Source organism: Gorillibacterium sp. sgz306347 (assembly GCF_059735245.1).
In genome coordinates, this window is the sequence record NZ_JCAPET010000006.1 from 91,092 (window position 1) to 105,862 (window position 14,771).

At 58.6% G+C, this 14,771-nt stretch carries 11 protein-coding genes; 1 reads left to right on the plus strand and 10 read right to left on the minus strand.

The window, feature by feature from the left end; genetic code table 11:
* Positions 1-26: 26 nt before the first annotated feature.
* The 7 genes from AC6I6H_RS05470 to mutM all read right to left on the minus strand — a co-directional run bounded on the left by AC6I6H_RS05470 (position 27) and on the right by mutM (position 7,918).
* Positions 27-842 carry a type II secretion system F family protein gene (locus AC6I6H_RS05470; RefSeq protein WP_497952507.1) on the minus strand — a complete coding sequence of 272 codons (816 nt, stop codon included), beginning with the start codon at positions 840-842 and terminating at the stop codon, positions 27-29.
* 44 nt (positions 843-886) lie between these two features.
* A complete protein-coding gene (locus AC6I6H_RS05475; protein WP_497952509.1) occupies positions 887-2,113 on the minus strand; it encodes a TadA family conjugal transfer-associated ATPase in 1,227 nt (408 codons plus the stop codon).
* Positions 2,103-3,218 (minus strand): AAA family ATPase, encoded by a 1,116-nt coding sequence (locus AC6I6H_RS05480; RefSeq protein WP_497952511.1) that lies wholly within the window; start codon positions 3,216-3,218, stop codon positions 2,103-2,105. The genes AC6I6H_RS05475 and AC6I6H_RS05480 overlap by 11 nt, the downstream gene beginning before the upstream one ends.
* A gap of 255 nt (positions 3,219-3,473) precedes the next feature.
* Positions 3,474-5,123, minus strand: a complete 1,650-nt coding sequence (locus tag AC6I6H_RS05485; RefSeq protein WP_497952513.1) for a serine/threonine protein kinase — start codon at positions 5,121-5,123, stop codon at positions 3,474-3,476.
* A 266-nt stretch (positions 5,124-5,389) separates the two neighbouring features.
* Entirely contained in the window at positions 5,390-6,175 is a 786-nt protein-coding gene (locus tag AC6I6H_RS05490) for an ABC transporter ATP-binding protein (RefSeq protein WP_497952515.1), read from the minus strand.
* A 70-nt stretch (positions 6,176-6,245) separates the two neighbouring features.
* A complete protein-coding gene (locus AC6I6H_RS05495) occupies positions 6,246-7,097 on the minus strand; it encodes a deoxyribonuclease IV (RefSeq protein WP_497952517.1) in 852 nt (283 codons plus the stop codon).
* An 11-nt stretch (positions 7,098-7,108) separates the two neighbouring features.
* The gene (mutM, locus tag AC6I6H_RS05500; protein WP_497952519.1) at positions 7,109-7,918 is read right to left on the minus strand and encodes a DNA-formamidopyrimidine glycosylase; all 810 of its coding nucleotides are present in this window, start codon (positions 7,916-7,918) and stop codon (positions 7,109-7,111) included.
* Between the two features lie 173 nt (positions 7,919-8,091).
* Between mutM and AC6I6H_RS05505 the strand changes: the two genes are divergently transcribed.
* Positions 8,092-9,573 (plus strand): copper amine oxidase N-terminal domain-containing protein, encoded by a 1,482-nt coding sequence (locus tag AC6I6H_RS05505; protein ID WP_497952521.1) that lies wholly within the window; start codon positions 8,092-8,094, stop codon positions 9,571-9,573.
* A gap of 74 nt (positions 9,574-9,647) precedes the next feature.
* Here AC6I6H_RS05505 and AC6I6H_RS05510 read toward each other — a convergent pair whose 3' ends face one another.
* The 3 genes from AC6I6H_RS05510 to AC6I6H_RS05520 form a co-directional block, all read right to left on the minus strand.
* Positions 9,648-11,216 (minus strand): ribonuclease H-like domain-containing protein, encoded by a 1,569-nt coding sequence (locus tag AC6I6H_RS05510; protein WP_497952523.1) that lies wholly within the window; start codon positions 11,214-11,216, stop codon positions 9,648-9,650.
* Positions 11,213-13,504, minus strand: a complete 2,292-nt coding sequence (locus AC6I6H_RS05515; protein ID WP_497952525.1) for a DEAD/DEAH box helicase — start codon at positions 13,502-13,504, stop codon at positions 11,213-11,215. The genes AC6I6H_RS05510 and AC6I6H_RS05515 overlap by 4 nt, the downstream gene beginning before the upstream one ends.
* Positions 13,505-13,746: 242 nt before the next feature.
* On the minus strand, positions 13,747-14,685 hold the full coding sequence (locus tag AC6I6H_RS05520; protein ID WP_497952527.1) for a serine hydrolase domain-containing protein: 939 nt from the start codon (positions 14,683-14,685) through the stop codon (positions 13,747-13,749).
* Positions 14,686-14,771: the final 86 nt, after the last annotated feature.

Sequence of the window (14,771 nt, forward strand, 5' to 3'; positions counted from 1 at the left end):
AACCGTCTTTAGCTCCCGATTTCCGGCTAAACCTCGATGCTGATCAGCTTTTGGCTGAGCCACATGCATCCCCCCAGCGCAAGCAAGCAAACCGTCATGACGGCAACGCCTCTTGCATTTCCGTATAAAGGACTCATGTATTCAGGAGAAGACAGGCTTAAAAACGCCACAACAAGCAGAGGAGCCAAGCTCAGCACCCGGGATTCAAATTTCTTTTGGGCGATCATCACCCCGATCTCCTGCTTGACTTCGATTTTCTCCGCAATCATATTGGAGGTCCGCCGAACCACCTCCACCAGATTTCCTCCCGTCCGCTTGCAGGTGCCGAACACATCGGCAAAATTGCGGATATCCTCCAGTCCCGAACGGCGGGCCAAATCATGCAAGACTTCTTCTATCGTTTCGCCATAATCCAGCTTGCCGACCATCCGGCGAAGCTCCAGCAAAATTGGCGTCTTCGGGTCGGGATACATCAGGATCAAATCGCGCGATGCGTCCCGAAACGCATTTTCTACGGATCGCCCCGCCGAAAGAAGCGACGACAGCGAATAAAGCAGCTGCTTGAACTGCTCGCTAAGCTGCTGCCGGCGCAGCTCTGCGAGCCGTCCGGCCCGCCTGGCGGGAAACAGAAAGCCGAGGGACAAACCCGGGATAATGACCCATGGACTGCGGTAAAACAGAAAGCCGCCTGCCGCAAGGGCTATTCCCGATCCGGCAACCGTCATCCACTTCTGCAGCCCGGACAGCTCATAAATGCGGTAATCCGTTTCGCTTCTTTCCCTGCTGCTTTGCTTTTCTCGCGAATTGCGGGCGCGGAAGCCCCGTTTTGAAAACCCGATCATGACGACCCAGGCCAGCAAACCCGAGCCAAAGGCTAAAGCGATAACTAGAATGCCGCTTCCCTCCTTCCCCTTGCTTCCGCCAGCCGCAGCTTGGCTGTATCACGCAGCTCATTGCCGGTCGGCTTAAGACAGCCTCCGTCTTCCTCGGACTCATCGAAAAGATAGAGCGGGTTCAACAGCACCTCCCCGTCTTCGATGCCGGCCACTTCATGAATTTCCGTCACTTTCCGCGACTTGTCGGGCATGCGGGACAGATGAACCAAAAGATCAAGTGCGGACGCCACCTGCTTGCGCACCACCGCGACAGGCAAGTCAGCTCCGCTCAGAACCATCGTCTCCAGCCGGCTCAGCATGTCCAAAGAAGAGTTTGCATGCCCTGTGCTCAGGCTTCCCTCGTGACCGGTATTCATGGCCATCAGCATATCCAGAGCTTCCGCTCCTCTCACTTCGCCTACCAAAATGCGATTCGGGCGCATCCGCAGGGAAGCCCGGATCAGCTCGCGGATGGTGATTTCGCCGCGTCCTTCCGTATTGGCGTTCCGGGTTTCCAGTCCTACAAGGTTGGGGATGCTGCGGATTTGCAGCTCGGCGGAATCCTCAATGGTGATAATCCGTTCGTCGCACGGAATAAACCCCGCCAATGCCCCGAGAAAGGTCGTTTTGCCGGAGCCCGTTCCCCCGCCAATGAAGATGTTGAACTTGGCCCTGACCAGACGCGCCAGAAAATCCGCCGCATCCTTGGGGATTGCCCCCATCCGGATCAAATCCTCCATCGTGAGCGGCACTTCGGGGAATTTGCGGATGGTCAGGGTCGGACCTTTCAGCGCGACAGGAGGAAGCACGACATTGACGCGCGAGCCGTCCGGCAGCCGGGCATCCACGATGGGAGACCCTTCGTTCACGACCCGGTTGACCTTCGCCACGATCGATTGAATAACATCCTCCAGCTTCTGCTCGCTTTCAAACTTTCCTTCATAAGGGGAAACCGAACCCGCGCGTTCAATAAAAATTTCGTCATGCCCATTGATCATGATTTCCGTAACGGAAGGGTCGTCGATAAGCGGCTGCAAAATATCCAATCCGCGAAACGAGTGAAAAACCCGTTCCACCAGCCTCCACTTCCGCTCCGCCGGAAGATAGATTTCTTTGGCTTTGCGGAATACCTCCCGCTCGATGAGGTCCCGAAGCTCCCGGTCGGAGCGTGCCGGCTCGCGGTCCAGCTCTTCGAGAACATACCGGCGGATGTCCCGGCTAAGCTGCTCATCCTGCATGCCGCGTCAGCTCTTTCGATTGAAAAAATCGTTCGACGGTCTCCGCCAGCGCATCCTGATAGATTCGTTCCTCCAGCAGCAGCCCCGGAGAAGCAACGGATTTCCATGATGGATTGTACGGCAAGTACACTTGTGGAGCCATTCCCGCAGAGGCCAGATCATGTACGAATGAACCGGTATAGCGGTTAGCGGCAAATACCGTACTCCCAGCCCAAGCATTGTTGCCGTCCAGCCTTCTCGCCAGCTCGGCCAAAGCGTTCCGGCTCTTCCCGATGCAATTGGCGTCGTCCCAAAGAACCCACAAAATCAGATCCGCCAGCCCGAGAGCAGTCACGGTTCTTTCATGCAGCGTGCTGTCCAGGTCGGCGACCACGTAATCGTAACCGGAGTGACAGAGAGCTTCCAGAAGGACGCCGGTTTCCCCGGAAGCGAGCCTTTCCATTTCATCCGATTGAACGACAGGCTCCAGAAAATCAAGCGAACCGAAATTATCGCTGCACTTCAGCTCCTGAATCCGCACGGCTATATTCGACGGTTCGGCTTTCAGGTAATACAGCAGGCGCCCGCCCCGGTCTTCGTCCGCAGAGACGGAGAAGGGCAGCGGCGTCTGCACGGCTTCCAGACTCAGCAAGAAGACCCGATGGCCGCGTATAGCCAAAGCCCGGGCGGCATTCCAGGCCACCGTCGACTTTCCCGCGCCGCCGGACGCGGAATACACCGCCATAAGCTTCGCTTCGCGGGTAAACCCGGCCTGCTCGCGCGCCTGCTGTTCCGCGCCGGCAGCCGTCAGTTTCCCCGTCAATTGATCCAGCGGCTGATATTTGCTGAGAAATCGCTCCTCACTTCCATCGGACGGCTGCTTCTCGCCAAGCTCGAAAACTGTTCTGGCCATTCCGGACAAGACGGGATGCCGTTCGCGGAACGCGGAATCGTAAAGTAAAATATCCGGTTTCCCCGATTCCCGGCAGGACTCCTCCAAGGCAGCCATTCGGGTAAACGCCGCAAGCGAAAAAAATTTCGCCGCATCTCCGCTGCGGAAATAAGCTTTCAGGCAATCCAGGTATTCCGCATCCTCATCCAATACGGCCAGCTTGACCAATCCCATTTCCTTCACCTCGCCTCTGCTACGACTTTAAAACCCACTGTACAAAAAAACCGGCCATGATCATCGCTACGGACGCTACGAAAAGACAGACAAACATACGGTCGGAAAACCAGGCAGCCACGCTTATCACTCCCTTTGCAAGCAAACAAAAAAGCACCGCCGCGCAGGAAAAAGTCCTGCGACGGCGGTGCCTCCGCTCGTTCGCTTTAAAATATTGACTGTAGTATAGCACAGCGCAGAAAAAATGCAAGACACTTATGCCCGGCTTCCGGTCCATCCGCCCCAAAACCGCCGGGTCCCGCGCTTTTTATCCATCCCGTTCTTCCGCGGAACAAGCATGGAAACCAGCGGAGCAAGAGAGTCAGCCAGCATTTGCCCGTAAACGGGATCGTTTTGAATCCGCCTGCCGTTCCACTCCGCCTCAAGCACCCGCTCGTGCGGAACAAACGGAAGAACGAAAGGATTTCCGAACGGCAGCAGGCCGAGCCATTCCTTCCGCTCGGCAAAGGCCGCGTCCCCGTTGGCTATGATCCGGATCGGACGGCCCCGCTCCCGCCATTCCGCCAGCCGGGCCGAAGCAGACCGGCACCGGGCGGACGCGAGCTTGGACGGAAAAGGCCCGTATACCGCAAGCACCAGATCGGCCCGGTGAATCAGCTCCTCCGCCCCGGGATGATCCCAATGCCCGGAAATATCGACGATGACCACCTGGCGCTTCAGCGCCTGCATCAACCGAAAAGCGAATTCCCCCATCCAGCCGGGTTTTGGCCGCTCGGGATCAAGCGGAACCCACTGGGCGAGCCCTTCCGTCCAAGGCTTTTGACGGCCGGCCTGTTCTCCGAGGAGAAGGTCCTGCAGGAGCAGTACGTTCTCCTGAGACCGCCTTTCGCCGTCCAGGAGAGAGAACAGCTCGGGCTCGTTGGCCGGAAGCTCGGCCAGCGCATGAGTGACGCCGGCGTCCCCGAGCGCCCGGCAGAGCGCCAGAGCGGCAAATGTCGCGCCTGCGCCGGGATACATTCCGCCGATAACAACCAGCTGCTTCTCCCCCGGTCCTGCATTTGCTGCCGCGGGACCCGCTCCGGCCGGCGAAGCGGCCTGTGCTTCGACGCGAAGCAGCTCCTCCAGCGCAGCCTTTACCTCCCGGCTGCTTTGATAGCGCTGTTCGGGAAGCGGCTGAAGGAGCTTTTCCAGCACGCGACAGAGCGGCTGCGGGCAGCCCGGCCTTTCAGCAATCGCGCCTCCCTCGTAATACCGCCCGCCAAAAAGCAGGTAATGCAGCATTGCGCCGAGCGTATAAAGGTCGGTGCGGGCATCGGAGGGGCCTCCGCCAAACTGCTCCGGCGCGGCAAAGCCGACGGTCCCCAACAGCACAGTATCCGCCGCCTTTCCTTTCGTCTGGCTCCGGGCAATACCGAAATCGATCAGACGGACGTTGTCCTGCTCGTCTATCATGACATTGGCGGGCTTCAAGTCGCGGTAAATAACCGGTTTCGGCCGGATGCCATGCAGGTATTCGAAAAGCTCGCACAACTGCATCGCATAACCGATCAGCTGCCGCACCGTCAGCGCGCCGGTTTCGTAACGGCGCTGCAGGCTCTCGCCTTTTACATATTCCATGACGAGATAACTGATCCCGCTGTCGTCGGGCGGAAAAAAATCCGCCGCTTTCGCCAGGTACGGATGGTCCAGAGCGGCGAGAATGGCGGCTTCCTCTTCAAAGCCCGTCCGGTTTAGCGCATAGCGGGACGAAGCTTTGACCGCCCAAGCTTTTCCCGGCAGACGGACATCGTCAGCGAGATAAACCGCCCCCATTCCGCCCCGGCCAATCAGCTCCAGAACCCGGTAACGGCCGCCGATCACATCGCCCGGACGCAAAAGCTCCGGATAAACTGCCTTTTCCTTCAAAACGTTACAACGCCCCCTCCCAATGTTTGGAAAGCTTGATCACGATTATAGGCACACAGCGGGATTTCTGTCCACCGAATTTCTATTTAATAGCATTAAGTTATTTGTTTTATCACATAAACTAAGAGTTGCTGGACACATAAACGTGGCGGTAAGCAAGGAATGCGGGAGTCCAACGCCGAATAAAAAAATTAACCAGGTTAACTACCGCAGATACAAAAAAACACCCTCCCTCTCAAGAGGGAAGATGCTTGTCAATCCGATCGTTAACCGACTTTTATCCATGGACGGCCGCCAAACCAGTCGATGCGCACCTTCACCCCGAACGCTTCCGACACCGATTCGGCCGTGAGTACGGTTTCCTTCACGCCGGAAACGGTCAGTCTTCCATCCTCCAGCAGCGCCGCATGCGTAAACGACGGCAAAATTTCTTCAATATGATGGGTGACATAAACCATGATGAGGTCGGGATTTCGCAAGCTTTCCAGGTTCGCGAGAAACTTTTCCCGCTCGTAGAGATCGAGGCCCGCACAGGGTTCGTCCAGGATCAGAATGGACGGCTCCGCCATCAGCGTGCGGGCCAGCAAAATCTTTTTGCGCTCCCCCTGCGACAAAGTGCCGAGAGGCTGGTCCTTCAGCTTTGTGAGCCCGACGAATTCGATCCATTCGAGCGCTTTTGCAACCACCGCTTCCGGAACCTTTTGATAAAACCGCAGAAAAGCAAACGCGCCTGTGGCCACAACCTCCCACACGGGATCGCGCAGGGCGAGCTTTTCAAACAGCGATTGGCTGATGTAGCCGATTCGTTTGCGCATGTCGCGAAGATCCGTTTCCCCGTAAAGCTCGCCCAGCACTTTAATGCTGCCGGAGCTTGGAAACAGATACCCGTTGATCATTTCCAGAAGCGTCGTTTTGCCTGAGCCGTTGCGGCCGAGAATGACCCAATTTTCTCCTTTGTTCATGGTCAGGTTTACGCCGTCAAGAATCGTTCTCTTTTCCCGGCGGTAGTGAATGTCCGTCATTTCGATAACGGGTACCGGCTGTCTTTCCATGCTCTTCACCGCTTCCTCGGGCTAAGTTTTTTCTCATTGTAGCGCCCCGGCGGCTCTTTTTCCACCCTTTTTACTGCGGAAGCGGCGTTTCGGCTGCTTTTCGCAGCAGAGCAATCTCTTCCCGGTGCGTCCCGTCCGGGCCTGCTCCGGTCTCCAGCAGAAACGGCACCTCCCGGAGCGCCTGCGAACGCAAAACCTGACTCAACCCGTCCAGCCCGATATGCCCTTTGCCGGCGTTGGCATGCCGGTCCTTTCGGGAGCCCGACGGATAAACGGAATCGTTCAAATGAACGGCGCCCACATGCTCCCAGTATCCCAGCTCGCGGCCGAGCCGCTCCAGCTCGTCCCATTTTCCGGGCCGCAGCAGTCCGCTCCCGAAGGCATGACAGGTGTCCAGGCAAAAGCCGACCTTTTCGGGATGGCGCACCATCCGCCGGATTTGCACCAGCTCATGAAGCGTGGTCCCCATCAAGCTTCCTTCGCCGGCCTGGTTTTCCAGCAGAATGCGGGCGTTTCCCTGCCAATCGTTCAGCACGTCATCCAGAGTCGCGACAATGTCGCGATACCCTTGCAGCGGATCGGGAGCCGAAGATTTGCCGAAATGAACCACCAGCCCGACGGAGCCGCAAGCCTCCACAATAGCCAGATCGTTTCGCAGCGACTCCACGGCAGCCGCAAGCAGGTCGGGCGGCGTCCGGACCGCCAGATTCACCGGATACGGCGCATGGCCCACCGAGGCCAGGCCCTCCTCCCGGCAGTAGGCGCTGCAGGCCGCCGCGTCCTCGCGGTTAAAGACTTTTATGGACAGCCGGCGGGGATTTTTCGGAAAATACTGAAACGCGTCCGCCCCGATGGAGACAGCTGTCCGGGCGCACGCCAGATAACCCTTGCGAATGCTGATGTGGCTGCCGATGCTGGGCATGTCCCTCCTCCTTAGTGCTGGCAGCCGGGACAAAAAAATGCCTTTTTGCCCGACACTTCGGTTTTTTGAATCGTCCCTCCGCAGCGGAGACAAGGTTCATTTCCCCGGTCGTACACCATGCAGCGCTCGTCGAAGCCGCCCGTCAAGGTATCTCCCGGAAACAGCGGCATGTCCATGTACCCGCCGTACCGGATCGCTTCGGACAGCACCGACCGCATGGAGCGGTGCAGCGCTTCCGTTTCCGGTTCCGTCAGGGATGCAATGGCGCGTCCCGGCCGGATGCCTGCGGCAAAGCATATTTCATCGGAGTAGCAGTTCCCGATTCCGGCCAGAAAGCTTTGATCCACCAAAACGGGCTTCAACGCCCCCCGTTTCCGGTGCAGCCGCTCTGAAAAATCCTTCCCCGTAAGCTGCGGCTCAAACGGATCGGGGCCGAGCTTGCCTAATTTGCGTTCCGCTTCTTCTTCGCGGAGAAGATGCAGATAGCCCAGCCGCAGCCCGATAAAATGCAAATGATCCTGGCCGAAGGAAAGTCGGACCTGAACGGTGCGATCCGGCTTCTCTTCTTCGGTCCCGAGAAACATCGAGCCGCCCAGCATCAAGTGAAGCAGCAAGCAGTGATCCGGCGGAAGGCGGAACAGCAAATGCTTGGCCCGCCGCGCGACAGCCGAAATGCTATTGCCGAGCAGCGCGGCCTCCAGCTCCCCGGGCGGCCGGTTGACGGACTTTTCCCGCTCCACCCGGACTTCCGTTATCGGATGGCCGATGATGCGCGGGACAAGCAATCGTTTGTAGGTTTCCATTTCCGGCAATTCCGGCATGCCATCACCTTCCGCTATTGGGTTCCCCTTTTGTTATGTCCGCCCGCGTTCCTGTTTAGTCGCCCATGCACAGCGTTCCAAAGAAAGACAATTTGCACGTTCGGGAACAGGGGAAATATGGTAGGATAGATGGCAGGGGCGGTCAAGTGCCCAAATAATTGCGAGGTGATGGAATGAAACGGAGAAAAAAAGGCTTCGGCGTGCTCGCCGGTATGCTGGCCGCATTATTGATTTTTGCTGTCGGCTGCGATTCGGTTAACGGCGTTAACCTGAATCAGGTTTTGCAAAACACGGGGACCATTCAATCCTATGAAGGCTCTCAAACGATGAGCATTAAAATCGTCCCGGCCAAAGGGGCGCAACTGGATGAAACCGAGCAAGCTTTGTTTAAGTGGATAAGTAATCTGAGCATCGAAATGGATTCCGTCAAAGTGAGCAGCCCGGTGAAAGGTTCCCTAAAAGGAACGGTCAAGCTGGGCGATGCCTCCATTCCGTTTCATTTGTATCAGGACGGAAACGAAATGGCTTTTCTGACGGATGGAGCCTTGAAGCCGGTTACGATCGGTTCCGGGCTTTCGGGTGAAGCCGGTTCGGTTTCCGAGCTTACATACGGACAGCTTACGCAATTGAACGAGCTTGTTCTCGACATCATCCCGGTCTTTGTGGAACAACTGCCGAACCCCGAAAAGCTGACCGTGACGGACGCCACGGAAACGGTTAACGGCAGCCCGGTCGCCGGCAAAAGCATTCAAGCCACGATCAAGGGCGGCGAAGCAGGCAAGCTGCTCACGGCCTTCCTGGACCGGCTGGCGGCGAACGACGAAGCCCTGAAGAAGCTGCTGGTCTCGGGACTCTCGCTGATGAACGCATCGGTGCCCGAAGGAGAGGAGAACCCCTTCGCAGGCATTGCGGAAGAGGACATCGAGCTTTACCTCCCGGTCATCCAGGATGAGCTCGCGAAGATTAGCAAAGAACTCGCCGCGGAGCTTAAAGATCCGGAGCTTGCCTCGGTTCTGAACGACCAGCTTACATTCGACGTTCATTATTTCGTTGATGCCGGTCTGATGGTCCGCAAAAGCTCAATAAACTTCTCTTATGTATTCTCGGAAAGCGCTGACGATCAAATCGAGTCGTTTAGCGTACGTGTGGATAACACTTATGCGAATATCAACAAACCGGTCGTTCCGGATAAAATTGACCTTTCGGACAGCCTCGTGCTGGACGTAACCAGCAAGGTGGAACACTTCATCAAAAACCTGAAGCCCGAGTCTCCGCTCTATGATCTTCTCGTCAACGAGTTCGGCGCTTTGCAGAAGTCCGTTGAGCTCTGGGTGGAGGACAAAGGCACTTACCTTTCGGCATATGAAGAAAAAGGAGTTGTTATGGTTCCTGCAGGCTACGTTGCGGAGGAGCTGGGAGCCGAGGTGGCTTGGGATCATTTGGCCAAAAAAGCGACCATCACCGACATTCTGACAGGCAAAACCATCGTGGTTGCCCTTGGCAGCTCACAGGCCGTTGTGGACGGCGCCCCGGTCAAGCTTTCCGCAGCTCCGCAGCTGGTCAACAACCGGGTTTATGTGCCCCTCGATTTCCTCGCGAAGCAATTCGGTGCCGTTACGGCACTAGAGGACGACTACCTCTTGATTGAAAAGTAGGAATCGGAACGCATTGTGAATTGTCAAAAAGAAGCCTTCCTTTCGGAGGGCTTCTTTTTTTGCTGACTGTCTCCTCATAGAAGGAAACCGGCGTACTCCCCGCCGTCACCGGCTTTGCGGCGGCGCTCGGCTGCCCCGCTTCTATCCTGAACAGCGGACGGCTGGCGTTTTTTCCTGACACCGGTCCTTTTCGGGGCCGGGGCGCAGGCCACGCCGGGTTCCGGCCGATCGGTCAAAGCGGCCAGGTCTGCCGATGCCGCCCGGTCCCGAAGCCGCTCCACGCGGTGCCGCAGCGCCTCCATTTCCGCCTTGTGCCGCTCGCCGGGGCGGCCAAAGCTGGTCCGGGCCTGGCAGCGGCGCAGGGCTTCCTCGGCATAGGCCAGCGCGCCGGCATAATCCTTTTGCCGATGCTCCAGATGCTTGGACAGCTCCACAAACGGCTCCAGTCCTCCCGCAGGGCGGCTGCGGGCTTTGTCGGCCGCTTTCGTCCACAGGTCGACCGCCAGCTCCTGACGCTTCCGTTTTTTATAGTGCGCGGCCAGCGGGAGCCAATAAGGAGCGCAGGCTTCGTCGTCCCTGGCCAGCAGATGGGCAAGCGTCTCGTCCGCCAGCCGGCCTTCTCCCATCCGGTCTTGCCAAAGGCCAAGCCGGAACACCTCTTCCGCCTCCATGGCCGCCAGGTCCAGCACGCCGGCAAGCGCCCGACTGAAATGGATCGACAGCCCCGCCAACGACAAAATGTCGTATTCGTTGTGCACGAATACCCCTTGCACAAGAGAAGGGTCCTTATCGGCCAGGTAATGAAAGTACAAGGCGGGGGCCATCGAGCCGGGCACATCCTCTTCTCGGAAAAACCCGAGCCGCCCTTCCTCCACCTTGCCCAACCGGCACGAAGGCAGGGTATGCTTCCACAAGCTGCGGGAGGTGTGGAGAAAATCCAGATGGACCGGCTTGCGAAGTCCCGGCTCCATCCGGTTCATGACATACCGCCCCTGCAGAACCGGCCAGTCAAAGGACTTGCCGTTAAAGGTCACCAGATGGCTGAACCGCGCCGCCAGCTCCGAAAAATACCCCAGCATGGCGATCTCCTCCGCCGGATTGCGGATGAAAAGCTGCTCCACTACAAAGCAGTCCGCCGTGTAATACCCGAGTCCGAGCATAAACGGCACATTGCCCGCCCCCTGCCCGAGCCCCGTCGTTTCCGTATCGAAAAAAAGCAGCGATTCCGGCCGGACCTCTGCCGCCCCTTCAAAGGCGGCCAGCCGCTCCGCATGGACGGAAAGCTCCCCCAAACGGTAGCAGCCGTGTAAATGATCCAAAGGGTAATGCCGTACGCGCCGGATAAATGACCCCCACTCGCCTTCATAAAGGGATGCCTGCAAAAAAGCCCACTCGTTCGCTTTTCCCCCGTCCTCCGCCGGGAGAACGGGGCGGTCCGCGTCGGCATTCTCCCCCGTACCAGGCAGCTTGTCCGCTTGCCCGTCCGTTTCCCCGATGCCAAAATGTCCGCCGGGCTCCTTGCTCCCGGCAGCCGGGATTCCGCGATCCGCTTCCTCTCCCCCGGCTGCGGACGGTCCGCTGTTCGAGCCGGAGCCCGACATGCTTCCTTTCAGGCGGTTCAGCCGTTCCCGGAGCCCGCTCATTTCGCTTCCTCCCCGGTCATGCGGGCAAGCAGATCGAGCGCCTGCTTTTTGCCGAGCAGCCCGACCTCCTCGATTGGCCCGACACAAGCCGGGCAGCCGCTCAGGCAGCCGCAGCGCGTGATCAAGTCGCGCGCCTGCGCAAGCAGCATGCCGTGCACGTCATAGAGCCGCTCGCTCAGGCCGACGCCGCCGGGATAGCGATCGTAAAAAAACAGCGTCGGCAGCTTGTTGTGCACGGCTCGGACCTGCGCGACCACGCGGATGTCCATCGGGTCGCACATCAAATAAAGCGGCGCGATGTGCACCAGCACGTTGGACAGCCCGAGCAGCGCGCTTTGCATTTCGTTCGGGCTTTGGCCGGCCGTCGCTTCTTCCGTCAGCGTGATCCAGTAAGAGCTGGTGTGCAGCTCCTCTTCGGGGAGATGAATCGGGCCGGACCCGATGTTTTCGTGCGTTCGGAGCCGCAGCTTTTTAAAGATGGTCGGCTTGGCATTGACGGTTACTTCCCCGTACTGGCGCAAAATGCCGCTCGTCTCTTCTTCCTTGTGAACATGCAGCACCTTGAGCTGCACGGCCAGTGACGCGTCTGTGAAGTAATCCACGTTCACTTCCCGCACGTAGGCTTTTTTCTCTTCCCAGTCAAGCTTCTCCACTTGGTACTGTACGCCTTCATGAATATAGATCGCTTCCTCATGGATCAGCGTGGGAGCGCCGAACCGGTCGACCTCGCCCAGCACGCGGCTGCCGTTTGTCATGTCGATGATAATAAAGTTTTCCTGGGCCGCGGAGCGAAGCGAAATGTCATGGGCCGGGAACGACTGCTCCATCCAGTACCAGCGGTTTTTCACGCGATGCAGCACCTGCTCGTCGGTCAGAAATTCGAGCACGTCCGGCAGCGACTCTCCTCCGAAGGTTTCTCCTTCTTCAAAGGGAAGCTCGTAGGCCGCGCATTTGACATGATCGACCAGAATGATCAGATTCTCGGGGTGGATCAGCGCCCGCTCCGGCGGCTTTTCGAAGAAAAAGCGCGGGTTTTCGATAATATACTGGTCCAGCGGATTGCTGCTCGCCACCAGGAACGTGATCGAGCTTTCCTGCCGCCGGCCGGCGCGCCCCGACTGCTGCCAGGTGCTCGCGATGGTGCCGGGGTAGCCGTTCAAAACGCAAGCCTGAAGCTGCCCGATGTCGATTCCGAGCTCCAGGGCGTTTGTGCTGACGACTCCGCGGATCTCCCCGCTGCGCAGGCCGCGCTCGATTTCGCGCCGCTGCTTCGGCAGGTATCCGCCGCGGTAGCCGCGGATCGTTTTGGGACCGAGCTCATGCTTTACGGTATCCTGCAAATAGGTCAACAAAATTTCCATTCGCACCCGGCTGCGGGCGAATACAATGGTCTGCACTCCGTTTCGCAGCAAAGACCCGGCGATTTTGCGCGTTTCCAGCACGCTGCTTTTGCGGATGCCGAGCTGCTGGTTGACCACCGGCGGATTGTAAAACACAAAATGCTTTTCGCCTGCGGGCGAGCCGTTGTTGTCGATCAGCGCCATCTTCCGGCCCGTCAGCCGCTCGGCGTGCTCCAGCGGGTTCTCAATCGTCGCGGAGGCGCAAATAAACTGCGGATCGGATCCGTAAAAGCGGCAGATCCGCTGCAGCCGCCGGATGACATTCGCCACATGGCTGCCGAACACGCCGCGGTAGGAATGCAGCTCGTCGATCACGATGAAACGGACGTTCTCGAACAGCTTCACCCACTTGGTATGGTGCGGCAGGATCGCCGAATGCAGCATGTCGGGGTTGGTCACGACGATATGCCCCGCATTGCGGATGGCGGTCCTTACGGTCGGGGGCGTGTCCCCGTCGTACGTATGCGTCTTGATGTCCGCGCCCATGGAATTGACGGTTTCCAGCAGCTCGGCCACCTGGTCCTGTGCCAGCGCCTTGGTCGGAAACAGGTAAAGCGCGCGGGCGTCGTCGTTTTGCAGTATGGTGTGGAGCACCGGCAGGTTGTAGCACAGCGTTTTGCCGGAGGCGGTGGGGGTAACCGCCACCACGTTGTTTCCCGCCGCCGCCGCGCGGAAAGCGTCCGCCTGATGCGTATACAGCGAGGAGATGCCGCGCTGGCGCAGCGCCTGCTTGAGCCGCTCGTCCATCTCCTCGGGGAACGCCGCGTACTTCGCCTCTCTCGGCGGAATGGTATGCCAATGGGTTACCTGCCCCATAATCTCCGGTGTTTGCTTCAGCAGCTCGATCATTTCGGCAACGGATGACGCTTTGCCGGTCAAACGGTTCATTGGTGCATTCATTCCTTTCCCGGTCGGAACTCCCGTTTCGGGTATGCCTACATTGTACAGAATATACGTTCGCCCAGCAATCCCGGGAAACGCAAAAAAGCCGCGCCCGGCGGCTTTCTTTTTGGACAGGCGCTGGCGAACGGCCCCGTTTTGGCGGCGGACCGGTCGAAAAGCGGCTGTTCCTGCCCGGTTTTTCGGCTCAAAGCAGCGGTATGTCGCATCCTGCGCTTTCCCGGGAAAAGTTACGCTTCCGCAGCGGCCTCCGGCAGCCGGCGCAGATACTCATGCAGGAGCTCTTTTGCCTGCACGGCCTGGTTCCGGCCGTGAAGCGCTTTGCGCACAACCATCACAAGCTCGTGCTCCGGGACCACAAACAGATACTGTCCTCCGTAGCCGAAAGCAAAATAATAATCGCTGAGACCGGTCAGTTCTTTTGGCGATACCCACCAGTGGTAGCCATAACAGCCGTAAACGGGCGGCTCGTAGCCCGAAAGCCCTTTGTTGTGGGGCTTGACGGACTCGGCAATCCAGGCTTCCGACAGCACCCGTTCACCGGCCCAAACGCCGTTTTGCAGATACAGCTGCCCGAACGCGGCCCAATCCCGGGCCGCCAGGAACAACCCCGCTCCGCCTTCGCGGACATCTCCGTTGCCGCGCCAGGCCGGTGTGCCGACGCCCAGCTTGTCAAAAAGGTGCGTCTTGGCGTAATCGCGGAGGTCCCTTCCGCTTGCCTGCCTCAAAAGAGACGCCAACACCTGCGATCCGCCTGAATTGTAGCCGAACGCCTCTCCGGGCTCGTGCGCCATCGGTCGATTCAGAACATAGGCCGTCCAATCGGCCTGCTTTCTCATTTCGCGATAGGGCTTGTCGAAGTCGGGCCAGTCGAATCCGCCCGTCATGGTCAGCAGATGACGGATGGTTATCCGGCTTTTGCGTTCATCCGGGTCGCCGGCAAGCCGGGGGAAAAAACGGGCCAGCGGCTCGTCCACGTCTGGAAGCTCGCCCCGGTCGATGGCGATGCCGATCAGCGCGGACAGCACGCTTTTCGTACCGGAATAGATCGCCTTCACCGTGTCGCGCCCGCGCTCATGCCACTCATAAACCGGCTTGCCTCCGCGCAGGACGATCACATTCTTGATTCGTCCCGCCATCAATAGCTCCGTCCACTGCGGATCGTTCATGGCGATGCACCTCCTGCCGTTCTGAAGGCGTTGCGTACTGCCGCGAATAAATCGAAAGACCGGCGGCTGCCGGTCTTGAAGAAGCT